At 71.9% G+C, this 21679-nt stretch carries 19 protein-coding genes, 2 tRNA genes and 1 other RNA gene; 6 read left to right on the top strand and 16 right to left on the bottom strand.

Annotation, left to right across the window (positions count from 1 at the left end):
* Nucleotides 1–282 precede the first annotated feature (282 nt).
* Nucleotides 283–2034 carry a 2-isopropylmalate synthase gene (gene leuA / locus ACFOYX_RS17380; protein WP_322441362.1) on the top strand — a complete coding sequence of 584 codons (1752 nt, stop codon included), beginning with the start codon at nucleotides 283–285 and terminating at the stop codon, nucleotides 2032–2034.
* A gap of 93 nt (nucleotides 2035–2127) precedes the next feature.
* Here leuA and ACFOYX_RS17375 read toward each other — a convergent pair whose 3' ends face one another.
* The 4 genes from ACFOYX_RS17375 to ACFOYX_RS17360 all read right to left on the bottom strand — a co-directional run bounded on the left by ACFOYX_RS17375 (nucleotide 2128) and on the right by ACFOYX_RS17360 (nucleotide 5835).
* Nucleotides 2128–2769: a hypothetical protein gene (locus ACFOYX_RS17375; protein WP_322441361.1), complete on the bottom strand. Its 642-nt coding sequence runs from the start codon at nucleotides 2767–2769 to the stop codon at nucleotides 2128–2130.
* Nucleotides 2766–3188 carry a YbaB/EbfC family nucleoid-associated protein gene (locus tag ACFOYX_RS17370; protein ID WP_322441360.1) on the bottom strand — a complete coding sequence of 141 codons (423 nt, stop codon included), beginning with the start codon at nucleotides 3186–3188 and terminating at the stop codon, nucleotides 2766–2768. Before ACFOYX_RS17370 ends, ACFOYX_RS17375 begins: the two co-directional genes overlap by 4 nt.
* 19 nt (nucleotides 3189–3207) lie before the next feature.
* Nucleotides 3208–4263, bottom strand: coding sequence for a hypothetical protein (locus tag ACFOYX_RS17365; protein WP_109800878.1), 1056 nt, complete (start codon nucleotides 4261–4263; stop codon nucleotides 3208–3210).
* A 78-nt stretch (nucleotides 4264–4341) separates the two neighbouring features.
* Nucleotides 4342–5835 carry an MFS transporter gene (locus ACFOYX_RS17360; protein WP_322441359.1) on the bottom strand — a complete coding sequence of 498 codons (1494 nt, stop codon included), beginning with the start codon at nucleotides 5833–5835 and terminating at the stop codon, nucleotides 4342–4344.
* A 108-nt stretch (nucleotides 5836–5943) separates the two neighbouring features.
* On the opposite strand from ACFOYX_RS17360, the gene ACFOYX_RS17355 reads away from it, so the two are divergent.
* Both ACFOYX_RS17355 and ACFOYX_RS17350 read left to right on the top strand, forming a co-directional pair.
* Entirely contained in the window at nucleotides 5944–6600 is a 657-nt protein-coding gene (locus ACFOYX_RS17355; RefSeq protein ID WP_322441358.1) for an HNH endonuclease family protein, read from the top strand.
* The gene (locus ACFOYX_RS17350) at nucleotides 6582–7076 is read left to right on the top strand and encodes a hypothetical protein (protein WP_322441357.1); all 495 of its coding nucleotides are present in this window, start codon (nucleotides 6582–6584) and stop codon (nucleotides 7074–7076) included. Before ACFOYX_RS17355 ends, ACFOYX_RS17350 begins: the two co-directional genes overlap by 19 nt.
* 54 nt (nucleotides 7077–7130) lie before the next feature.
* On the opposite strand, the gene ACFOYX_RS17345 is transcribed toward ACFOYX_RS17350, so the two are convergent.
* The 9 genes from ACFOYX_RS17345 to ffs all read right to left on the bottom strand — a co-directional run bounded on the left by ACFOYX_RS17345 (nucleotide 7131) and on the right by ffs (nucleotide 17325).
* Nucleotides 7131–8264, bottom strand: a complete 1134-nt coding sequence (locus ACFOYX_RS17345; RefSeq protein WP_322441356.1) for an oligopeptide/dipeptide ABC transporter ATP-binding protein — start codon at nucleotides 8262–8264, stop codon at nucleotides 7131–7133.
* A complete protein-coding gene (locus tag ACFOYX_RS17340; RefSeq protein ID WP_322441355.1) occupies nucleotides 8225–9211 on the bottom strand; it encodes an ABC transporter ATP-binding protein in 987 nt (328 codons plus the stop codon). The genes ACFOYX_RS17345 and ACFOYX_RS17340 overlap by 40 nt, the downstream gene beginning before the upstream one ends.
* 55 nt (nucleotides 9212–9266) lie before the next feature.
* Nucleotides 9267–10223, bottom strand: coding sequence for an ABC transporter permease (locus tag ACFOYX_RS17335; protein ID WP_322441417.1), 957 nt, complete (start codon nucleotides 10221–10223; stop codon nucleotides 9267–9269).
* 80 nt (nucleotides 10224–10303) lie between these two features.
* Nucleotides 10304–11311: an ABC transporter permease gene (locus ACFOYX_RS17330; RefSeq protein ID WP_322441354.1), complete on the bottom strand. Its 1008-nt coding sequence runs from the start codon at nucleotides 11309–11311 to the stop codon at nucleotides 10304–10306.
* Nucleotides 11312–11412: 101 nt separating this feature from the next.
* The gene (locus ACFOYX_RS17325) at nucleotides 11413–13083 is read right to left on the bottom strand and encodes an ABC transporter substrate-binding protein (protein ID WP_322441353.1); all 1671 of its coding nucleotides are present in this window, start codon (nucleotides 13081–13083) and stop codon (nucleotides 11413–11415) included.
* Nucleotides 13084–13417: 334 nt separating this feature from the next.
* Nucleotides 13418–14011: a recombination mediator RecR gene (recR, locus tag ACFOYX_RS17320; RefSeq protein WP_109800870.1), complete on the bottom strand. Its 594-nt coding sequence runs from the start codon at nucleotides 14009–14011 to the stop codon at nucleotides 13418–13420.
* Nucleotides 14012–14019: 8 nt separating this feature from the next.
* On the bottom strand, nucleotides 14020–14328 hold the full coding sequence (locus ACFOYX_RS17315) for a YbaB/EbfC family nucleoid-associated protein (RefSeq protein WP_234039590.1): 309 nt from the start codon (nucleotides 14326–14328) through the stop codon (nucleotides 14020–14022).
* A 108-nt stretch (nucleotides 14329–14436) separates the two neighbouring features.
* Complete coding sequence (locus ACFOYX_RS17310) at nucleotides 14437–17127, bottom strand: DNA polymerase III subunit gamma and tau (RefSeq protein ID WP_322441352.1); 2691 nt, start codon at nucleotides 17125–17127, stop codon at nucleotides 14437–14439.
* A gap of 108 nt (nucleotides 17128–17235) precedes the next feature.
* Nucleotides 17236–17325: signal recognition particle sRNA small type (gene ffs / locus ACFOYX_RS17305), an RNA gene on the bottom strand.
* Nucleotides 17326–17406: 81 nt separating this feature from the next.
* Between ffs and ACFOYX_RS17300 the strand changes: the two genes are divergently transcribed.
* The 3 genes from ACFOYX_RS17300 (at nucleotide 17407) to ACFOYX_RS17290 (ending at nucleotide 18964) form a co-directional block, all read left to right on the top strand.
* Nucleotides 17407–17491 (top strand) — tRNA-Ser (locus tag ACFOYX_RS17300).
* A 331-nt stretch (nucleotides 17492–17822) separates the two neighbouring features.
* Nucleotides 17823–18437: a hypothetical protein gene (locus tag ACFOYX_RS17295; protein WP_238455267.1), complete on the top strand. Its 615-nt coding sequence runs from the start codon at nucleotides 17823–17825 to the stop codon at nucleotides 18435–18437.
* Nucleotides 18438–18469: 32 nt separating this feature from the next.
* Nucleotides 18470–18964 carry a hypothetical protein gene (locus ACFOYX_RS17290; protein WP_377534266.1) on the top strand — a complete coding sequence of 165 codons (495 nt, stop codon included), beginning with the start codon at nucleotides 18470–18472 and terminating at the stop codon, nucleotides 18962–18964.
* A gap of 68 nt (nucleotides 18965–19032) precedes the next feature.
* On the opposite strand, the gene ACFOYX_RS17285 is transcribed toward ACFOYX_RS17290, so the two are convergent.
* The 3 genes from ACFOYX_RS17285 to ACFOYX_RS17275 all read right to left on the bottom strand — a co-directional run bounded on the left by ACFOYX_RS17285 (nucleotide 19033) and on the right by ACFOYX_RS17275 (nucleotide 21215).
* Nucleotides 19033–19143 (bottom strand) — tRNA-Ser (locus ACFOYX_RS17285).
* A 459-nt stretch (nucleotides 19144–19602) separates the two neighbouring features.
* Nucleotides 19603–20673: a CU044_5270 family protein gene (locus tag ACFOYX_RS17280; RefSeq protein WP_322441350.1), complete on the bottom strand. Its 1071-nt coding sequence runs from the start codon at nucleotides 20671–20673 to the stop codon at nucleotides 19603–19605.
* Nucleotides 20670–21215 carry a sigma-70 family RNA polymerase sigma factor gene (locus ACFOYX_RS17275; protein ID WP_322441349.1) on the bottom strand — a complete coding sequence of 182 codons (546 nt, stop codon included), beginning with the start codon at nucleotides 21213–21215 and terminating at the stop codon, nucleotides 20670–20672. Before ACFOYX_RS17275 ends, ACFOYX_RS17280 begins: the two co-directional genes overlap by 4 nt.
* Nucleotides 21216–21679: the final 464 nt, after the last annotated feature.

Genomic DNA, 21679 nt, shown 5'->3' with positions numbered 1-21679 from the left:
GAGGGCGAAGTCGGCGGCCGGCACTGGGATCCGCGTCTCACATGACGGACCCGGCTACCACGGGCCGCCGTGATCACGTAGGGTCACCCTGTCATGTGGCGGGCGTTTCTTCTTCTTGGCTGCCGCGACGAGGCCTGACGGCCGGCACCTCGTCGCGGAGTTGAACCGCGCCGTCCAGCACATCCGAACTTCACCTCGGCACCGCCCGGGCACCGTGGCCCGGCAGCACCCGCCGACACCTTCCGATTGCTGACGCCACATGTTCCCAGGGAGCACTCCGTCATGGCTCAACCTGTCACCGACGTCGAGACCGATCCGATCGCCCGGCAGCGTCCCAGCCGGATGCCGTTCCAGCGCTACCTGCCGTACCACCAGCAGTTCCGGCTCGACCTGCCGGACCGCAGCTGGCCGACCCGCCGGGTCGGGGCCGCGCCGCGCTGGTGTGCGGTCGATCTCCGCGACGGCAACCAGGCGCTGATCGACCCGATGTCGCCGGAGCGCAAGCGCCGGATGTTCCAGCTGCTGGTGCAGATGGGTTACAAGGAGATCGAGGTCGGCTTCCCGTCGGCCAGCCAGACGGACTTCGACTTCGTCCGGCAGCTGATCGAGCAGGACCTGATCCCCGAGGACGTCACCATCCAGGTGCTCACCCAGTGCCGGGAGCACCTGATCGAGCGGACCTTCGAGTCGCTGCGCGGCGCGCGCCGGGCCATCGTGCACTTCTACAACTCGACCTCGACGCTCCAGCGCCGGGTGGTCTTCGGTCTGGACCGCGACGGCATCACCGACATCGCCACCCAGGGTGCCCGGCTCTGCCAGAAGTACGCCGAGATCCACACCCCGGACACCGACATCCACTACGAGTACTCCCCCGAGTCGTACACCGGCACGGAGCTGGAGTACGCGCTGGAGGTCTGCGCCAAGGTCATCGAGGTGATCGACCCGACCCCGGACCGGAAGCTGATCATCAACCTGCCGGCCACGGTCGAGATGGCCATGCCGAACGTGTACGCCGACTCGATCGAGTGGATGCACCGGCACCTGCCCCGGCGGGACAGCCTGGTGCTGAGCCTGCACCCGCACAACGACCGGGGCACCGGCGTGGCCGCGGCCGAGCTGGGCCTGCTGGCCGGCGCGGACCGGATCGAGGGCTGCCTGTTCGGCAACGGCGAGCGGACCGGCAACGTCGACCTGGTGACCCTGGGGCTCAACCTGTTCTCCCAGGGCATCGACCCGATGATCGACTTCTCGAACATCGACGAGGTCAAGCGGGCGGTCGAGTACTGCAACCAGCTGCCGGTGCACGAGCGCCACCCGTACGCGGGCGACCTGGTCTACACCGCGTTCTCCGGCTCCCACCAGGACGCGATCAAGAAGGGCCTCGAGGCCCTGGCGAGGGACGCGGACGGCGCCGGGGTGCCGGTCGACGAGTTCACCTGGGCGGTGCCGTACCTGCCGATCGACCCGAAGGACCTGGGCCGCACCTACGAGGCGGTCATCCGGGTCAACTCGCAGTCCGGCAAGGGCGGCGTCGCGTACATCATGAAGAGCGAGCACCAGCTCGACCTGCCCCGCTGCCTCCAGATCGAGTTCTCCGGCGTGGTGCAGCAGGTCACCGACCACGACGGTGGCGAGGTCGACCCGGGCACCATGTGGGACATCTTCGCCCGCAACTACCTCGTCGACCACCAGGTCGACCCGGTGGTCAGCCTGGCCGGCTACGCCATCGGCACCGCCGACGGCAAGGTCGAGATCGAGGCCGAGGTGGGCTTCGGCGGCGGAACACGCTCGCTCGCCGCGGTCGGCAACGGCCCGATCGACGCGTACGTCAACGCGCTGCAGTCCCTCGGCGTGGCGGTCCGGGTGCTCGACTACCACGAGCACGCGCTCTCCTCGGGCGGGGACGCGCAGGCCGCCGCGTACGTGGAGTGCGAGGTGGACGGCCGGACCGTCTGGGGCGTCGGGACGGACGCCAACATCGTGACCGCCTCGGTGAAGGCGGTCACCAGCGCGGTCAACCGCGCGCGGAGCTGAGCCCACGGCGGCGTCCGGCACCCCGCCGGGCGCCGCCCGGGCACCGTCCGGCCCGGCGGTAGGTGGTCGGCCGGGCCGCTCACCGGCGGCCGGTCAGCCGTCGGTGCGGGGCACGCCCTGCCGGGTGAGCCGGTCCACCACCGCCCGTTCCTGCTCCGGCCCGGCGATCGGGGCCCGCACCGCCACCGGCGAGCCGGTGTCCCGGACGAGCCGGTCGAGGTAGGACCGGAGCAGCGGGTCGGCGGGGCGCAGCGCCACCGCCGCCGGATCGGCCACCTCGACCACGATCACCGACTGGCCGTACGGGTCCCGCCCGTACCGCCAGCCGGTGACGTCGGCCCAGGCCACCGCGGCGTCGTACGCCGGGTCGGCCGGTTCGCCGGTGCGCCGCTCACCGAGGCTCGGCGCCCGGTACCGGGCCCGGACGCCCTCGGCCGAGAGCTCGGCCATCGGCAGCCCCACACTGTCGTCGCGCCCGCTGCGGCGGCGATGCTCCAGGGGCGCCCCCGGCAGCAGGGCGAAGAACATCACGAACAGGAAGGTGCAGGCGGCGCCCCCGATCGCGGCGACCGGTGACCGGGACCAGAGCAGCACCGCCACCAGCACGGCCAGCAGCGCGGCCACACCGAGGGCGACCGGCAGCAGCCAGCCGAAGAGCGCGTGGCCGGGCCGCCGGGGCGCGCGGACCACCAGCAGCTCACCGGCGCTGCCCGGCTCGGCGGTCAGCCCGATCATCCGGCCAGGTCCCGGCGGAGGGCGGCGAGGTTCTGCTCGATGTCGGCGGCGCGCTGGGAGAACTGCGCCATGGTCGACTTCAGCTCCGGGCCGACGCCGAAGTCCCGCAGCAGTTGTTCCGGGTCGACCGGTGGACGCGCCGTCGCCTCCCGTACCGTCTCGGCCCAGTTCGCGGTGGCCGCGCGGATGGCCGCGAGGATGGAGTCCCGCAGGGTGTGGCTGTCCAGTCGCATCGCCCGTGGGTTGATCTCCAGGTCCTGCACCGCGCCGCCCGCGCCGACCCGGGCGGTGATCAGACCGTCCTCGCTGGTCCCCTCGCCCACCGTCTCGGCGAGCACGGTGCGCTGCTGCTCGAACGCGTCCAGCCGCTGCCGCACCTGCCGCATGGCCTGCTGGATCTGGGCCTCGAAACCGCTCATCGCCGCTACCTTCCTCGTGTCAGGCGGAGTGCCAGGAGATCCGGAGCTGCCGGAGGTCCGGCGTGCCGTCGCCCTGCTCGTCGAAGGTCTGCACCGCGGCGAACTCCTTGACCACGCCGGAGAGCAGGGTGACCGCCGCCGTGGCGACCGTGATCACGGTGCCGCTGGCGGTCAGCCAGGAGGCGCTGGCGGCCGCGCCGAGCGCCTGGATGATCGGCTGGAGCACGAGGGCCTGCGGGCCGATCGAGGAGAGCGTCAGGTCGAGGATCACCACGAAGAACTCGGCGGTGAAGGCGATGAAGGCCAGCCAGAACGCGGTGAGCAGACCGGCCACGGCCAGCAGGGACGCGGACAGCGCGCTGAGCGCCTTCTGCACCTGACCCAGCTCCCGGGACACCTCGGCGACGACGTCGCGGTACTCGACCACGCTGCCGTCCACCCAGCCGGCCGTCGCCCCGGTGGCGTACCCGTCGAACTTCTTGATGACCGAGCCCTCCAGGGCCGCCGCCACCGCGCCCAGCTCCCGCGCGGCCTCGATGACGGAGAACCCGTTCGCGACCATCGCCGACGCCGTGAGCGGCGCGGGGAGATAGTCCGGGGCCATCGCCGCGGTGGCCACCCCGAGGCCGACGAACATGGTCAGCGTGCCCACGGTGAGCACCTCGGCGGCGCCGTCGCCCAACCCGTCCATCCCGCCGAGCGGGTCGGTGAAGAGGCGGGGGAACCCGGCGTCGCCGAGCCCGCCGAGGTAGCCGTCCGGCGCGGCGGCGGCGGGAGCCAGGAACATGTCCACGTTGGCCTGCTCGGCCGCGTGGTAGTTGGCGACCGTCCGGCGGAGCCCGGCCGCGACCGACTCGACGACCTGCACCGCCGTCTCCAGGTTGCGCAGCTGGTAGTCGGCGACGGAGTTGTAGTAGGCCTCGGCGAACGACAGCAGCGCACCCAGTCCGGGCGGGTCGAGCCGGTACGAGTCGGCCATCCGCCGGGCGGCGTCCGTCAGGTCCGGCACGACAAACTGCTCCAGCCCGCGCGCGGCGTTGGTCAACTGGCCCGGATTGATCTCGATCTGGGTCAACGGTCCCCCGGTCGGTCGCTGCGCCCTCCGGCACGCCCGGTGGCCGCGGCCACACCCTACCGAGCCGACGCCCGCCCGTCAGGCCCCGCGGCGGCGGCGCTCATCGGGTGGGGTCGAGGCGGGCAGCGACGGGCACGGCTGGGCGCCGGGCGCCTTCCGGGGCGGCCGGTGGATCAGCAGCACGGCCATCGCCCCGCCGGCCAGCAGCAGCCCGGCGCACCAGAGCAGCGCCCCACGGAAGGCATCGGTCAGCGCCGACTTCTGCTCGTAGCCGGTGCCGGAGAGGCCGACCAGCAGCGGCAGCGCGGCCACCGCCAGCAGGCTGCCGGCCCGGGACGCCGCGTTGTTGAAGCCGCTCGCCACCCCGGCGTACCGGTCGGCCACGGCGGCCAGCACCGAGGCGGTCAGCGGGGCCACGACCAGGGTCAGGCCCGCTCCGAAGAGGACCACCCCGGGCAGCACGTCCATCCAGTACGACGCTCCCGGGCCGACCCGGCGCAGCAGCAGCAGGCCGACGGCGGCGACCACCGGACCGACGGTCAGCGGCAGCCGCGGGCCGATCCGGGCGGCGAGCGCGCCCGCCCGAGAGGAGCCGGCCGCCAGCAGCAGCGTCATCGGCACGGTGGCCAGGCCGGTGAGCAGCGCCGACCAGCCGACCACGTTCTGCAGGTAGACGGCGAGGAAGAAGGTGAAGCCGCCGAGGGCCGCGTACACCACCACGGTGAAGATGTTGAGCACCGAGAAGAGCCGGCTGCTGAACAGGCCGGTGGGCAGCATCGCGGCGTCCCCGCGCCGCCGCTCCACCAGCACGAAGACCACCGCGGCGACCACCCCGACCAACACCGAGAGCAGCACCGGCAGGGAGCGGACGCCGCGGGCCGGGGCGTCGATCAGGGCGTACGTGACGCCGCCGAGGCCGAGCGCGCCGAGCAGCGTGCCCGCCACGTCGAACCGGCGCGCGCCGGTACGCGAGATGTTCTCGTCCCGGCTCTCCGGCACCCAGCGCACCGCGGCGAGCACCACCGCCACGGCCAGCGGCAGGTTGATGAAGAAGATCCACCGCCAGGAGAGCGTGTCGATCAGCCAGCCGCCGAGGAGCGGACCGAGGGCGGTGGAGACCCCGGAGAGCCCGGCCCACATGCCGATCGCCTTGCCCCGGTCGTCCGGGTGGAAACTGGCCTGGAGCACGGAGAGCGAACCCGGGGTGAGCAGCGCCCCGCCGGCACCCTGGAGGAACCGGGCCGCGATCAGCCAGCCGGTGCCCTGGGACAGTCCGCACAGCACGGAGGCCGAGGCGAACCACGCCACCCCGAGCAGGAAGACGCGGCGGCGGCCGAACCGGTCCCCGAGCGCCCCGCCGAGCAACACGAACGCGGCCAGCATCAGCAGGTATCCGTTCACCGTCCATTGCAGACCGGCGACGGTCGCGCCGAGCTCGGACCCGAGGCGGGGCAGCGCCACGTTGACCACCGTGCTGTCGAGGAACACCATGCCGGAGGCGAGGACGGCGGCGAGCAGCGTCCCCCGCCCGGCGGCGGTGCCCGTCCGGAGCGCGGGTGCGGGTGCGGTCATGGCTAACAATCTGCCCGGGATCCCATCCGGACGCCACGAATCACAGAAACCGGCCCGGGGGTACTGTGCGGGATCGCCGGGAGCCCGCAAGCTGGAGAGGTGTCGTCTGTGCGTACCAGATCAGGAGCTCGCGCCGCGGTGGCGGCCGCGCTCGCCGCGGCGATCGCCCTCGGCACGGCCGGGTGCGTGCCGGTCGACGAGCCGGAGACCGGGCCGAGCAGCGCCGGCAACGTCAGCCAGCAGCTCGGTGAGCTGACCGTCGCGAGTGCCGGGTCGATGAAGGGCTACAGCCGTGCCCGGTTCCCGCACTGGCGGGACACCGGGAAGAACTGCGACGTCCGGGACACCGTCCTCCAGCGCGACGGGGAGAGCATCAAGCTCTCCGGCTGCAACGTGGTGGGTGGGCGCTGGGAGAGCGTCTACGACGGTCGGGCCTTCACCGATCCCGCGGACGTGGACATCGACCACGTGGTGCCGCTGGCCAACGCGTGGCGCTCGGGCGCGGACGAGTGGGACGACTCGAAGCGCGGCGACTTCGCCAACGACCTGACCCGGCCGCAGCTCATCGCGGTTTCCCTGACCTCCAACCGGGCAAAGGGTGACCAGGATCCGTCCCAGTGGAAGCCGGCGAACCGGTCGTACTGGTGCCAGTACGCGGCGGACTGGGTGACGGTCAAGCACTACTGGCGGCTGACGGTGACCAGTGCCGAGAAGGCCGCCCTCACCGACATGTTGGAGGGCTGCACATGGGCGAGCAAGCGGTGACCGGGGCCGGGGCGACGCCCGCCCCGGAGAAGACGCCGGACGCCGGCGGCGAGGACGCCGCGCCGGCCACCGGCGGTGGCACCGGACCGACCACGGCCGGGATGACCGCGGACGGCGCCCCGGCGGCACCCGCGGACGTCTCCGGGGCGGGCATGTCCGCCGACGCCAACCCCGCGGCGCCCGCCACGCCGGCCACCCCGGCCGGGGGCGCCACGGCCGGCGGCGGGGCGCAGCAGCGGACCGCGGACATCACGGCCGGGCCGGGCGGGGTGATGACCGACGAGGCTGGCGTGGTGACGGGCGAGCTGACCCTGCGTACCGAGTACGCCGACGGCCAGGTCACCCTGCGGGTGCAGTACAAGGACGCCGACGAGTGGTACGCGGTGACCGGCGCGAAGGTGGCGCTGGCCGACCCGTCCGGGCTGGACGCGGTGCACGGCATCGCGGTCGCCCTGCTCAACCGCCCAGAGGGCTGACCCGGGACCGACGAGGCCCCTTCCCCGACGCGGGGAAGGGGCCTCGTGCCGTCGTCACGGGGTCGGGATCAGCTCACCGGTGTCACCCGGCGCCCCACCGTCGTCCGGGCGGACCAGTTCCGGCTCCACCTCGTGCGGGCGGATCCGGCCGGCCGCGATCTCTTCGGCGTAGTGGCAGGCCACCCGGTGCCCGCCGAGCACGTCGCGCAGCGCCGGCCGTTCGTCGGCGCAGCGGGTCGGCTGGGCCCACGGGCACCGCGTGTGGAAGCGACATCCGGCCGGTGGGTTGGTCGGCGAGGGGAGGTCGCCGGCGAGCAGGATCCGCTCACGGCGGTCCTCCACCAGCGGGTCCGGCACCGGGACCGCCGACATCAACGCTCTCGTGTACGGGTGCATCGGCTCCCGGTAGAGGTCGTCGCTGGACGCCTCCTCCACCAGGCCACCCAGGTACATCACGCCGACCGTGTCGGCGATGTGCCGGACCACCGCCAGGTCGTGCGCGATGATCAGGTACGTCAGCCCGCGCTCGTTCTGCAGGTCCTCCAGCAGGTTGAGCACCTGCGCCTGGATCGACACGTCGAGCGCCGAGACGGGCTCGTCGGCCACGATGAGCTCCGGGTTGAGCACCAGCGCACGGGCGATGCCGATCCGCTGCCGCTGGCCGCCGGAGAACTCGTGCGGGTACTTGCGCAGCGCCGAGGCGGGCAGGCCGACCGCCTCCAGGGTCTCCCGAAGCCGCTTGCCGGTGGCCGCCTTGTCGTCGGCCAGGCCGTGCGCCTTGAGCCCTTCGACCAGCAGGGACTCCACCGACTGCCGGGGGTCCAGGCTGGACAGCGGATCCTGGAAGATCATCTGCATCCGGCGACGGGCCCGGCGCAGCGACTCGCCCTTGAGCGAGCGGACATCGATGCCGTCGAAGACGATCTCCCCGTCGGTCGGCTCGACCAGCCGCAGCAGGCCGCGTCCCAGCGTGGACTTGCCGCAACCGGACTCGCCGACCAGCCCGTAGGTCTCACCCGCGTTGATCGACAACGAGACGCCGTCGACCGCGTAGACGTATCCCACGGTGCGGTCGACGAGCAGACCGCTCTTGATCGGGAAGTGGACCTTGACGTCGCGCAGTTCGACCAATGGTTCCGTACGTTCAGTCACGGCACCGTCACCTCCACCGGAACGGGGTTGTTGCATCGCAGGTCGCCGCCGGTCGCGGTCGGCTCCAGCGGGGGTGCGCCCTCCAGACAGGCGTCCACCACGTAGTTGCAGCGGGGCGCGAAGGCGCACCCCTCGGTCCACGGGATGTTGTCGGCCACCGAGCCCCGGATGGCGTGCAGCCGCTCACCGCGCACCGAGTCCAGCCTCGGCACGGAGTTCAACAGACCGTGCGTGTACGGATGCCTGGGCCGGGCGAACAGCTCGTGCCGGGCCGCCCGCTCCACCACCTTGCCGCCGTAGAGCACGTTGACGGTGTCGCAGAGGCCCGCTACCACACCGAGGTCGTGCGTGATCATGATGAGCGCGGTGCCGGTCTCGTCGACGAGCTGCTTGAGCAGGGTGAGGATCTGCGCCTGGATGGTCACGTCCAGCGCGGTGGTCGGCTCGTCGGCGATCAGCAGCCGCGGCTTGCAGGCCAGCGCGATGGCGATCAGCGCGCGCTGGCGCATCCCGCCGGAGATCTGGTGCGGGTATTCCTTGAGCCGGCGTTCCGGGTCCGGGATGCCGACCGCGTCGAGCAGCTGCCGGGCCTCCCGCAGGGCCTTCCTCCGGTCCATCCCCTGGTGCCGTTCGAGCACCTCGGCGACCTGCACGCCGATCGGGATCACCGGGTTCAGCGAGGAGAGCGGGTCCTGGAAGATCATGCCAATGTCCCGGCCGCGGCGGTCCCGCATGTCGTCCGGGCGCAGCTTGAGCAGGTTGGCGCCCTCGAAGAGCACCTCACCGGTGACCTTGTTGCCCCGCTTCGGCAGCAGGCCCATGATCGCCAGGCTGGTCACGCTCTTACCGCAGCCGGACTCGCCGACCAGACCGACGGTCTGCCCCGGCTCCACGCTGAAGCTCACCTTGTCGACCGCGGTGAACGGCCGCTCACCGCGGCGCTGGAACACCACGCTCAGATCGCGTACGTCGAGCAGGCTCATCGGGTCACGTCCTCTCGCCGGCGTCCGCCGGCCGTGCTGGTCCGTCGCATCGCCGTCACCGCCGGTTCTTCGGGTCGATCGCCTCGCGCATCGCCTCACCGAGCAGGGTGAAGCCGAGCGCGACCACGATGATCGCGAGCGCCGGGTAGTAGGCAAGTTCGGGACGGACCTCGAAATAGCGCTGACCGTCCACACCGAGCATCAGACCCCACTCGGCGCGGTTGATGTCCGGGTCGCCGAGCCCGAGGAAGGAGAGCGAGGCGGCCTCCAGGATGGCGGTGGACAGGGTCAACGTGGCCTGCACGATCACCGCGGTCATCGCGTTGGGCAGCATGTGCCGGAGCACGATGTTGCGTTGCTTCACGCCCAGCGCCCGGGCGGCCAGCACGTGGTCGCTCTCCCGCTGGGCCAGCATCGAACCACGCAGCAGCCGGGCGAAGATCGGCACGTTGACGATGGCCACCGCGAAGATGACCGTCCACTGGCTGGACCGGCTGGCCATGGCCACCAGGCTGATCGCCAGCAGCAGGGCGGGCAGGGCCAGCATCACGTCGGTGAAGCGCATCATGATGTTGTCGACCCAGCCGCCGAAGGCGCCGGAGATCGCCCCGATGAGCACGCCGAGGCTCAGCCCGATCAGGGTGGCGACCACGCCGACGAAGAGGGTCTGCCGGGCCCCGTAGATCATGCGGGAGAAGAAGTCCCGCCCGAGTGGGTCGGATCCGAGCGGGAAGTCGCTGCTGGCACCGGGAATGTTGTCGACGGTCAGGTTCTTCGTGAGCTCGTCGAAACGCTGCGCCGGGTCGTGTGGCGCGAGCAGCGGCGCGAAGATCGCCATCAGGACGAAGAGCGCGACGATCGACGCGCCGACGATGGCAACCGGGTTGCGCCGCAGCCGACGGATCGCGTCCCGCACGAGGCTCACGCCGCCCTTGTCGGCGCTCGCGCGGGCCAGTTCGTCCAGTCGCGCCTTCTTGCGCTCGCCGAGCAGTCCGATGCCGCGCTCGCTCATGCCCGGGCGGCGCTCGTCGGTGCCGGGCTGGTCCGCGCCGTCGCGGCGGGCGGCCACGCCGGGCCGGGTGATCGGGTCACTCATCGCACACGCACCCTCGGATCGATGAAGGCGTAGGAGAGGTCGACCAGGAGGTTGACCACCACGAAGACCAGCGCGGCCAGCAGGATCAGCGTCTGGAGCACCGGATAGTCGCGGCCGCCGCTGATCGAGTCCGTGATCAGCGTGCCGAGGCCGCCCCAGTTGTAGACCTTCTCGGTGAGCACCGCGCCGGAGAGCAGCGCGCCGGTCTGCAGGCCGATGGTGGTGACCACCGGCAGCAGGGCGTTGCGCAGGATGTGCCGGCCCCGGATGACGCGGTGCCGCAGGCCCTTGGCCTCGGCGGTGCGGACGTAGTCCTCGTTGAGCACGTCCAGCACGCTGGCCCGGGTGATCCGGACGATCACCGCCAGCGGGATTGTGGCCAGGGTGAACGCCGGCAGGATGAGGTGCCAGAGCGCGTCGGCGGTGGCGTCGAACTCCCGGGTGAGCAGTCCGTCGAGGACGAAGAAGCCGGTGACCTCGGTGTTGTCCACGCCGGTACTGAGCCGCCCGGAGGGCGGGAACCAGTGGATGTTCTGGGTGAAGACGTCCTTGAGCAGGTAGCCCAGGAAGAAGATCGGGATCGAGATGCCGAGCAGGGTGCCCGCGATGCTCAGATTGTCCAGCAGCCGGCCGCGGTGCCGGGCGGCGAGGTAGCCGAGCGGCACGCCGAGCCCGACCGCAATGATCATGGCGACCAGGGCCAGCTCGATGGTGGCCGGAAAGGCGCGACCGATCACCTCGCTGACGGGGTCGCCGGTCCGGATCGAGTTGCCGAAGTCGCCGGTCAGGACCCGCTGCATGAACTTGCCGTACTGCACCAGGATCGGCTGGTCGTAGCCGAGCGCCTTGGTCAGCAGCGCGCGCCGCTCGGGGGTGGCCCGCTCACCGAGCAGCGCCTCGATCGGGCCGCCGGGCAGGTTCCGCAACCAGATGAAGATGAGCGCGGACAGCGCTATCAGGGTCACCGCGAGCTGTAGCAGGCGGCGGACTATGACTCGCAACATCTCTCACACCAGATTCTCGATATCAGCGGTTCGGCCCGGGCCGGGGCTTATGCCCGGCCCGGGCCGATTCCGCGTACGGCGTCAGCGGTTCAGCGGCGTGCTCAGCCGACGCTGACGGTGTTGAACCGCTCGTCGGTCAGCGGGCTGGCGACCAGACCCTTGACGTCCTTGGTGACGACGATGGCCGGCGGGGCGTGCCAGATCGGCACGGCCGGCAGCCACTTGGCGGCGATGTCACGGTTGACCTGCTCCCAGGCGGCCTTCTTGCCGGCCTCGTCGACGGTGCCGTCGGCCTTGGTGATGGCGTCGAACATCTCGGTCATCGCCTGGTCGCCGAACTCGACCTTGGCGCGACCGAAGAAGGTGCCGACGAAGTTGCCCGGGTCGTTGTAGTCACCCGTCCAGCCGAGGATGTGCAGGTCCTGCTTGCCGAACTGCTGCACGTCGTCTTTGTAGCCACCGTTCCACGGGCGGGCCACACCGTTGACCTTGATGCCGACGGCCTGCAGGTCGTTGGCGAGGACGGTGAAGATCTCCTGCGGGTTCGGCATGTACGGCCGGGAGACGTCGGTCGGGTAGTAGAAGTTGAGCGTCAGGTTCTGCACGCCCGCGTCCTTGAGCAGCTGCTTGGCCTTCTCCGGGTTGTACTCGTACTTCTGCACGTCGGAGGCGTAGCCGAGCACGGTGTCCGGCATGAACTCGTCGGCGACCTTGGTGCCACCCGGGCCCTTGGTCTGGACGAGCTGCTGACGGTTGAGGGCGTAGGCGATCGCCTGCCGCACCCGCAGGTCCTTCAGCTTCGGGTTCTTCTGGTTGAAGCCCAGGTAGAGGATGTTGAACGCCGGACGGTCGAGGACCTGGAAGCCCTCGCCGGAGAGCGCCTTGCGGTCGGCCGGGGCCGGGAAGTCGATGCCCTGGACGGTGCCGGCGCGCAGCTCCTGCTTGCGGGTGTTCTCGTCCTTGATGACCTTGATGACCAGCTTGTCGACCTTGGCCTTCTCGCCCCAGTAGTCGGGGTTGCGGTTCAGGGTGATCTCACCCTTGGCCTTGTCCCAGCCGCCGAAGGTGAACGGGCCGGTGCCGACCGGGTGCTCGTTGGCGAACGCGCTGTACTCGAAGGAGTCGCCGTTTTGCTTCACCGCGTCGGCGTCGTACTTCTTCAGCGCCTCAGGGCTGGCGATCGACAGCGCGGTTAGCGCGAAGGCACCGGGGAAGGCGCCCTTGTACTGGTTCATCGTGACGACGGCGGTGCCGTCGTCCTTGGCCTCGCACTTGTTGTAGACCGGCTGGCCGACGCCCTCGGCCTCGTTCTTGGCGAAGCCGCCGAAGACGTCCGAGTAGTAGATCATCTGGGACTGGGCGGCGGCGCCCTTCATGTTGAACCAGCGGTCGAAGTTGAAACAGACCGCGGCGGCGTTGAAGTCTGTGCCGTCGTGGAACTTGACGCCCTTGCGCAGCTTGAAGGTCCAGACCTTGCCCTCGGCGTCGTGCTCCCAGCTCTCCGCCAGAGCGCCCTGGAGGTCGGCCGTGCCCGGCTTGTTCTGGATGAGGGTGTCGTACATCTGGCGGATCGGCCGGAACGACTCACCGTCGTCGTTGAAGATCGGGTCGAAGTTCTTCGGGTCACCGGCCCCTGCGAAGACAAAGGTGCCGCCAGTCTTGGCGCCCCCGCCCTCATCGTCGCGCTCGCTCTTGGCGCAGCCGGACGCCCCGACCGCCAGAGCGGCAGCGGCCGCGAGGGCCACGGCCGCTTTAAGCCTGTCTGCCTGCATCTCTCACCTCTGTCATGCGCATGACCACGCCGAGTTGTGGCCCAGTCCGTGTGCCGGAGGCTATGACACGACACACGGAAGCGGAACGCCCGTTAGGCAATCGCTATCAAGCCGACACCAAGTAGTCGGGTCTGACACTGCCCGATCTCCAGACAAACGGGCCTGTCACAGCACGAGGCCGATCGTGGAATCAGGCGGATCGCCACAAACCGCCCAGCTGACGGGACCCGCAGCCGGGCACGTGGCGCTCGGCACTTGTCCCACATACCGGGTACGCGGACGAAGCTGGCCGGCACCCCGAGGAGGGTGCCGGCCAGGGTGCCCACGGCGTCGGTCAGACCGCCCGACGGCCCTCGAACGCCCGACCGAGCGTGATCTCGTCGGCGTACTCCAGGTCGCCGCCGACCGGGAGTCCGCTGGCCAGCCGGGTCACCGAGATGCCCATCGGCTTCACCAGCAGGGCCAGGTACGTCGCGGTCGCCTCGCCCTCGGTGTTCGGGTCGGTGGCGAGGATCAACTCGCGCACCGCGCCACCGCTCAGCCGGGTCATCAGCTCGCGGATCCGCAGGTTGTCCGGGCCGATCCCCTCCAGCGGGTTGATCGCCCCGCCGAGCACGTGGTACCGACCGCGGAACTCACCGGTCCGCTCGATCGCCACCACGTCCTTGGGCTCCTCGACCACGCAGAGCACCTCGTCGGTGCGCCGCGTGTCGCGGCAGATCCGGCACAGCTCCGACTCGGCCACGTTGTAACAGGTGGTGCAGAACCGCACCAGCTCCTTGACCTTGCGGAGCGCGCCGGCCAGCCGGTTCACGTCGGCCGGATCCGCCGACAGGACGTGGAAGGCGATCCGCTGCGCGCTCTTGGGGCCCACGCCCGGCAGCCGTCCCAGCTCGTCGATCAGGTCCTGGATGGCACCCTCGTACATCTGCCGGCTCAGAACCCGGGCAGGCCGAGGCCGCCCATACCGCCCGTGACCGGGCCCATCTTCTGCTCGGTCAGCTCCCGGGCCGCCTCGGCGGCGTTGTGCACGGCCGCGACGACCAGGTCCTCCAGCGTCTCCACGTCCTCCGGGTCGACCGCCTTCGGGTCGATCTTGATGGACTTCAGTTCGCCGGTGCCGGCCACGGTCGCGGTGACCAGGCCGCCGCCGGCGGTGCCGGTCAGCTCCGCGTCCGCCAGCTCGGCCTGGGCCTTGGCGATCTGCTGCTGCATCTTCTGCGCCTGCTTCAGCATCTGCTGCATGTTCGGCTGTCCACCTGGGCGCACGGATGGCTCCTTCTCGCACTCGTCTGCTCGGCCGCCGCCCAGCCTAGTCGGGCGGCGGCACCCGTCCTCGTCGGCCGACCGCGATCAGCGCGCGTCCACCTCGTCGATCTTCTCCGCCCCGAACGCCTCCCGGAGCAGCTGCACCGCCTGCTCCTCGCTGGACTGCCGGGCGGTCCGCTCGTCGATCACCTCGTCCAGCGGCTCGTCACCCGGGTCGAAGCCCTCGTAGGTCGGGGCCACCGGAGCCGCCACGGCCGGGCGTCCGCCGCCGCGGACCGGCCCGTCGTAGTCCGGGTCGTACGGCGGCTCACCGGCCCAGTCGGCGTCCGCGGTCTTCCGGGCCGGCTGGGCCGCCCGGGCGCCCTTGGCGGCGCCGGCCCCGGCCGCCGCCGCCCGGGCCGCCGCGATCGCGCTGCTCACCGGGGCCCTGCTCGCCGCCGGAGGAGCCGCCGGCTTCGGTACGGCCGTCGCCGTGGGGGCGTTCGCCCCGGCCGCCGGGGCGGCCGGCGCGCCGGCCGTCGCCGGGGTGGCCTCCGTCGCGCCACCGAGGCGGGCCGGCTCCGGCCAGTCGTCCGAACCGGCGGCGGCCGGGCCGCCGGGGCGGGCCGCCTCGGGCCAGTCGGATTCGCCGCCCGGGCCGCCACCGGGACGGGCCGGCTCCGGCCAGTCCTCCTCGGCGGTCGCCAGGGGCGCACCGCTCGACTCCGCGCGGGCCGGACCGTCGACCTTCCCACCCAGGGCGACCCCGTGCCCGGACGGGTCACCGGAGGTGGCGCGGTGCCCGGACGGGCGGCCACCCGGACCGCCGCCGGACGCGGTCGGACCGGCCGGACCACCGCCGGGGGCGGAACCGGTCGAACCGTCGGACACCGGCCCCGACCCGGACGGAGCGGTGGTGACCGGACCGGACGCGGCCGGACCGGGTGGCGTGGGGGTGGCGGGCGGCGGGGACGCCGGGCGGGCCGGGGCGGCCGCCCGCGACGAGCCGCCGAGCGACACCCCACCCCGCTCGCCGGCCACCTCGCAGCGGATCTGCCAGCGGCCGCCCAGCTCCTCGTAGAGCGCGTCGGTGAGCACCGGCGCGTGGTCGGACATCATCTTGGCCAGCACAGTCGACTTCACGGTCAGCACCAGCGTGTCGCCGTCCAACTCGCGGACGACGGCGTCACGCATCAGCGCCGCGATCCGCTTGTTCGACCGGTTGACCTTGCCGACCACCTCCGGCCAGACCCGGCGCACCGCGACCGCGTCGAGGGCGCCGGGCCCGGCGGCGCCGGGGCGGGGCGGCTCCGGGGTGGCCGGGTCGGGCAGCACCGCCGACGGGAGCACCCGGCGCGGGACGCCGGACGCCGGATCAGCGGAGGCCGGGCCGGCGGTGGCCGGGGACGGCTCGGACCGGTCCGCGCCCGGGGTGGCCGGGGTGGGAGGGGAACCGGTGGCCGCGGCGCGTGCGGCGGCCACCCCGGACGGGGCACCGGCAGCCGCCGGCGGGCCGGCGGTCTCCGGCCGGGGCGCGGCGGCAGCCGCGGTCGGGGCGGGAGGCTCGGGGCGTACCGGAGCGGCGGGAGCGACCGGGGCGGGCCCGGCGGCGGTCGACGGCAGCTCGCCGCCACCCAGGGTGAGCCGGCGCTCCATCCGCTCCAGGCGCTGGAGCAGCCCGCCGGTGGAGTCGTCCGCCCCGGGCAGCAGCATCCGGGCGCAGATCAGCTCCAGCAGCAGCCGCGGCGCGGTGGTGCCGCGCATGTCCACCAGGCCGTTGTGCACGATGTCCGCGCAACGGGACAGGGTGCCCGGGCCGAGCCGCTGGGCCTGGGCCGTCATCCGCTCTATCTGGTCCGACGGGCCGTCGATCAGGCCCTTGGCGGCGGCGTCCGGCACCTGCTGGAGCACGATCAGGTCGCGCAGCCGCTCCAGCAGGTCGGAGGCGAACCGGCGCAGGTCGTGCCCGGCCTCGGCGACCCGGTCGACGGTGGCGTACGCGGCGGCGCCGTCCCCGGCGGCCAGCGCGTCGCACATCTCGTCGATCAGCGCGGCGTCGGTGACCCCGAGCAGCGCGGCGGCCCGGGCGTAGGTGACCCCCTCCGGCCCGGCACCGGCGATGAGCTGGTCGAGCACCGAGAGGCTGTCCCGCATGCTGCCCCCACCGGCGCGCACCACCAGCGGGAAGACCGCCGGCTCGACGGCGACGCCCTCGGCCTGGGTGAGCTGCTCCAGGTACGGCCGGAGCACCTTCGGCGGGAACAGCCGGAACGGGTAGTGGTGGGTCCGCGACCTGATCGTGCCGAGGACCTTCTCCGGCTCGGTGGTGGCGAAGATGAACTTGACGTACTCCGGCGGCTCCTCGACGAGCTTGAGCAGGGCGTTGAAGCCCTGCGTCGAGACCATGTGCGCCTCGTCGATGATGTAGATCTTGAAGCGGCTGCGGGCGGGCGCGAAGAAGGCCTTCTCGCGCAGCTCGCGGGCGTCGTCGACACCACCGTGGCTGGCCGCGTCGATCTCGATGACGTCGATCGAGCCGGCGCCGTCGGTGGTCAGCGAGCGGCAGGACTCACATTTCCCGCACGGCTCGGGAGTGGGGCCCTGCTCACAGTTGAGCGAACGGGCCAGGATCCGGGCGCTGGAGGTCTTGCCGCAGCCGCGCGGGCCGGAGAAGAGATAGGCGTGATTGAGTCGCCCGCTACGCAGCGCCTGTGACAGCGGCTCGGTGACCTGCTCCTGGCCGATCATCTCGGCGAAGGTACGCGGCCGGTACTTGCGGTAGAGCGCCAGCGTCACTCGTCCCGCCTCCTCTCGACCGAGCCATTCTGCGCCGGCCGGGCGCGGGTGGCCACCCACCACCCCGGGACCTGACCCCGCAGGGACGTTACCGGCACCCGGAGACAGAAAGGCCTCCCGTGCACCCGGCAGAGCTCGCTTATCCTTGCTGCCTTCCGGCCCTGGGGAGGTTCACGAGATACCGCCGCACGGGAGGTAGGCCAAGCGTACCCGACCCGGCGCCGATCTTCAGGGGGTGGTGGGGTGGCCGGGCCGTCGGGGACCTGTATCCTTGCTCGCGGAGGATTCGCCTAGAGGCCTAGGGCGCACGCTTGGAAAGCGTGTTGGGTTTACACCCTCACGAGTTCGAATCTCGTATCCTCCGCTCGCTGACACGAAGGGCCTGCCCCGCACGGGGCCGGCCCTTCGTCGTACGGCTGAGCCGTCAGTTCACGTTCTGCCAGTAGGCCTCGTCGTAGTACTCCACGACGTCGCGCTAGGCCCAGAGCCGGACGACGCGTGATCAACAGGGCGATCGGCACTAGCCGGTCAGGAATCGGGCAGGCAATCGCATTCCCACGTCCACCGGGTTCGGCGGTCGGCCCCTTTCCGGACCCGGAGGGGATTGGGATGATCGACGTACGGCACCCGCAGCAGCCCCGGTGGCGCGTCGTACACATGTTCCATCCACAGCCTGTGGACGCCGAGAGGATCGGATGAGTTACCAGCTCAGCGCGGTCGTGGCGGACGTCGAGCTGCTCCGCGAGCAGACCGTCGGCCTGGACCACGCGGTGCTCGCCGCGCTCCGCCAGGACTTCGCGCTGCTCCCGGTCACCCCGCAGCTGGTCGAGGAGCTGACCGGCGCGCTGCCGGACTTCGCCACCGCGGAGCCGTCCCCGGCCCAGCCGTTCCAGCTCGTCCTCTCGCCCGCACTGGCGGAGCTGCTGGCCCGCTGGTCGCGGCAGGGGCCGGTGGCGTACCTGGAGGCCGAGTTCGCCGGCGGGCTGGGTCACCAGTCGTCGGTGGTGTGGCTGGGCGGCGAGGTGAGCTGGGGGCCGCACTTCGACGGCACGCTCGACCGTCCGCGCGCCGAGTGGCCGATCAACGCGGCGCTCGCCCGGCTCGGCGCCGAGCCGGGACCGTGGATCGATCCGTTCGCCGAACTCGGCCTGCACCTGGAACGCGACACCACCGGCTGGCTGGCGCACGGCCGGCGCGGACTCACCGCCGACTACTGGGACGAGCTGGCCGAGGAGTGGGAACTCCGGCAATCCGGCCGGCACCAGCAACCTGATCGCCCCGGTCCCGTTGGGGACTGGGGGATTCCATGAAACTGCGACAATACGTCTTCATCGCCGCCTTGATGGCGGGCGCCTCGATCGCCGGCAGCGGCGTCCGTCCACAGGGGCCGGACGTGCCGGCCCGGCCGGTCGGCGACGCCGAGGTGGTCGGTCTCGACGGGCTGAGCGACATCGAGTTCGGCGCCACCGAGGAGGAGTTGACCCGGCGCGGGGTGCTGCGTTCCGACGAGGACGCCTGCGGCCCCACACTCACCGGGCACGGCACGGTCAGCCCGGTCTTCTTCGACGACCGGCTGGTGCTGCTCTGGCTCGATGACCCGATGAGCACGCCCGAGGGCATCACGGTCGGCACCCCGGTGAGCGAGGTGCGGGACAGCTATCCGTCGGCGACCCCGCTGCGGGCGCCGCGGGGCACGTACCGGCTCGACGGGCTGCTCGCCCGCAACGGCGACCGCGCGTACCTCTTCCTGCACGACGGGACGACCGTCCGGAAGATCATCGCCGGGTACGCCGACTGGGCGCGCCGCCTCTTCGACGAGGGCTACGGCCCCTGCTGACGGACTGGCCGGGCTGCCGGTGGACGACGAAGCGCCCGGGAGGTCCCGGGCGCTTCGGCTGCTGGCGGTGGCGGCGGCGGGATTTGAACCCGCGGAGGGCGTAAACCCTCACACGCTTTCGAGGTCTGCGATCACTCGTCTGCGACGGTTCGGCCGGGGCCGTGAGTTGGCATGCCGCCCTCTGATGAACGGCAGCATGCCCCTGCGTACCCCGGCGAACGAGACCACAACTGAGACCAGCGTCCTGGCACCCGCGGTTGAGCACGTCTACGTTCTTGCTGACGCGCTTGATGACACCCAGATCTACCAGTACCGGCAGCCGCCGGCTTCGGAGGCGCCAGACTGACGGCCCTCGCCGGCGACCAACGCATTACGAGTCGGTCTCCAGGTGCTGTTCCACGGCCTGATCCTCGTGCCCGGCGTGGCGTCCGGGTCCGTGATCGTCCGCTCCGGTTCGCTGGTTTGGCTGCTCGCTTGGCTGCTCAACGGAGCACGGAGGCCTCGCTTACAGGGTCTGTGCAGCAGGTCCGTCCCCGCCTGGGTGTCGACATGCACGCGCTCGGCGTTGATCCTTGGCTCTTGGGACTGGCCCCCGCTCCCTGAGGATGCGGGAAACGGCCTGCGTGGCCGGGTCGCGACTACGCTGTCGGGGGGTTCGCATCCGTCCAGCCAGCCTCGACGATCGCCCGGTAGTGGACGAGGCGGTCCGGGACGCCCACGCGCCACGTCTCCTCGGCGAGCGCCCGCCCGGTGCGCGGGTCGAGGATCAGGCGGGTCTGGAGCGGCACGCCCCCGTCACCGCGCCGGGCATAGGCGATCGCCACACCCGTGCGGCCGAGTTGGTCGGTCACGGCGCCCAGGCTCGTCACCCCGTCCAGGCCGGCAATCATCCGGTACGCCGCCGCGCGCATCTCTGGGGAGACCGGCAGGTCGAGCACGAGCGAGGTGCCGCTCCAGAACAGGAACTCCGTCCGGCTCTCCTGGCTGTCGGCGTGCCGCCGGCTCAGCTCCGCCTGCAGCGCGGCCGGGTCGGCCGGCAGCGCGGTCAGCTCCGCCGCGGTGACCGACTGGCTGCCGAGGAAGTAGTTCTGCCGTGAGTCGACGCCCTCCGGCGTGCGCAGCCGACGGGGGCCGGGGGCGACGGAAACGTCCCCCCATCGGGCCGGGGAGCCGTCCCGCCGCCAGGCAGCCAGGTCGGCGGCGCTGATCGGCCGGCCGCCGAGCCGCTGGAAGAACGTCCAGCTCCGGCCGTCCGGGTCGGTCGCCAGCCAGTCCTCCACGCCCATCCGCACCGCGATGTCGTACCGACCGTTCGCCGGGCCAACCTCGCGGACGTCGCCAACCTCCATGTTGATCTGCCAGTACTGACCGCTGCCGGCCTCGCTGCCGGCCACCCGGTCGGCGGCGGCCAGCAGGAACTGCCGGGCCGCGGCGGACTGCGGCGTGACCGACCGGGCCGCCTCGGGCCGCGGTGTGGGGGCGGGCTGGTGGACCACCACCGCCACCGCGAGCGCCCCCACCGCCAGCGCGGGGACCAGCCCGGCGGTCAGCACCAACCGGCGCCGCGCGGCCGGTCGCGCCGCCCGCTGCGCCGGTTCCTGCGGCGGGTACGCGGTTAGCGTTGCCAGGTCGAGTTGGCTCTCCCCTGGATCGAGCCGGGTGGGGCGGGACTCGGACAGCAGTTGCATGAGGTCTCGACGCCGGCTCATCGGCTGAACTCCTTCACGGGAAAGGCGGACGGGATCCGACGGACGACCTCGTCGGCAGCGGTGATGGCCTGGTCCAGGCGTCGGCGCGCCCGGTGCAGACGGACCGTGAACGTGGCGATCGAGCAACCGACGACCCGCGCCGCCGCCCGGTGGGACAGGCCCTGCCAGGCCACGAGCGTGAGCACTTCGCGGTCGGCCTCGGAGAGCCGGGACAGGGCGGCCAGGACGGCAAAGCGCTCGGCCACCCCGTCAGCCACATCCGCCCCCGCCTCGTCGACCCAGGCCCGCAGCTCCGCCGCCACCGACGACTGGCGGACCTCGTCCCGGTAGCGCTCGCGCACGACGTTTCGGACGACGCCGATCAGCCACGGCAGCGGGGCCGCCGGCACCTCCGGCAGCCGCCGCCAGGCGACGAGAAAGGTCTCGCTGACCACGTCGTCGGCGAGCTGGCGGCCGGCCCGACTCACCGCGTACGCGTATACCGGGGCGTGGTGTGCCGCGTACAGCTCGCTGAACCGGGCCGCTGGTCCTGGTGGTTTCACTGGCTGCTGCTCCTTGGTCCGGTAGGTGTGCCGTCACCTGGTAGTGCGCGCAGGGGCTAGCTTCTTATCGACCGCTTCGCGCTGCCAACGAGCCCCGGATGGTGGCCATGTGGCCCCGGAGATTGCAGGGGAAGCCGGGTCACGGCTGGAGAGGACTATGGTCGGGCGAATGGGGCTTTGGCTGCTCGGCCTTCCGAAGGCACGAAAAAGGCCCAGGTCGTGATCGGCGATCAAGCCGGTGACCTGGGCCTTTCAATGGAGCCGCCTGACGGAATCGAACCGTCGACCTACGCATTACGAGTCCGTCCCCCGGCGCTGGTCCACCGCCTGGTCCTCGCGCCCAAGCCGGTGTCCCGGTCCGCCATCGTCCGGTCATGCTCGCCGGTTTGGCTGCTCGGGCGGACTCTGATGCCTGGTAGCCGCCCGCATCTGCACACGCTGGCGGGCTCAAACAGGCGTGCGTC

The sequence above is a fragment of the Micromonospora sp. GCM10011541 genome, from assembly GCF_042650725.1.
Lineage (GTDB): Bacteria > Actinomycetota > Actinomycetes > Mycobacteriales > Micromonosporaceae > Micromonospora > Micromonospora sicca.
This window is presented reverse-complemented; position numbering and strand designations above follow the sequence as displayed.

Coding starts and splice junctions, on each gene's coding strand:
- ACFOYX_RS17360 (WP_322441359.1), bottom strand. CDS start 5,835: ATGACCGCACCCGCACCCGCGCTCCGGACGGGCACCGCCGCCGGGCGG.
- ACFOYX_RS17295 (WP_238455267.1), top strand. CDS start 17,823: ATGAGTTACCAGCTCAGCGCGGTCGTGGCGGACGTCGAGCTGCTCCGC.
- recR (WP_109800870.1), bottom strand. CDS start 14,011: ATGTACGAGGGTGCCATCCAGGACCTGATCGACGAGCTGGGACGGCTG.
- ACFOYX_RS17350 (WP_322441357.1), top strand. CDS start 6,582: ATGGGCGAGCAAGCGGTGACCGGGGCCGGGGCGACGCCCGCCCCGGAG.
- ACFOYX_RS17335 (WP_322441417.1), bottom strand. CDS start 10,223: ATGAGCGAGCGCGGCATCGGACTGCTCGGCGAGCGCAAGAAGGCGCGA.
- ACFOYX_RS17290 (WP_377534266.1), top strand. CDS start 18,470: ATGGCGGGCGCCTCGATCGCCGGCAGCGGCGTCCGTCCACAGGGGCCG.
- ACFOYX_RS17340 (WP_322441355.1), bottom strand. CDS start 9,211: ATGAGCCTGCTCGACGTACGCGATCTGAGCGTGGTGTTCCAGCGCCGC.
- ACFOYX_RS17330 (WP_322441354.1), bottom strand. CDS start 11,311: ATGTTGCGAGTCATAGTCCGCCGCCTGCTACAGCTCGCGGTGACCCTG.
- leuA (WP_322441362.1), top strand. CDS start 283: ATGGCTCAACCTGTCACCGACGTCGAGACCGATCCGATCGCCCGGCAG.
- ACFOYX_RS17280 (WP_322441350.1), bottom strand. CDS start 20,673: ATGAGCCGGCGTCGAGACCTCATGCAACTGCTGTCCGAGTCCCGCCCC.
- ACFOYX_RS17370 (WP_322441360.1), bottom strand. CDS start 3,188: ATGAGCGGTTTCGAGGCCCAGATCCAGCAGGCCATGCGGCAGGTGCGG.
- ACFOYX_RS17315 (WP_234039590.1), bottom strand. CDS start 14,328: ATGCAGCAGATGCTGAAGCAGGCGCAGAAGATGCAGCAGCAGATCGCC.
- ACFOYX_RS17375 (WP_322441361.1), bottom strand. CDS start 2,769: ATGATCGGGCTGACCGCCGAGCCGGGCAGCGCCGGTGAGCTGCTGGTG.
- ACFOYX_RS17325 (WP_322441353.1), bottom strand. CDS start 13,083: ATGCAGGCAGACAGGCTTAAAGCGGCCGTGGCCCTCGCGGCCGCTGCC.
- ACFOYX_RS17345 (WP_322441356.1), bottom strand. CDS start 8,264: ATGCAACAACCCCGTTCCGGTGGAGGTGACGGTGCCGTGACTGAACGT.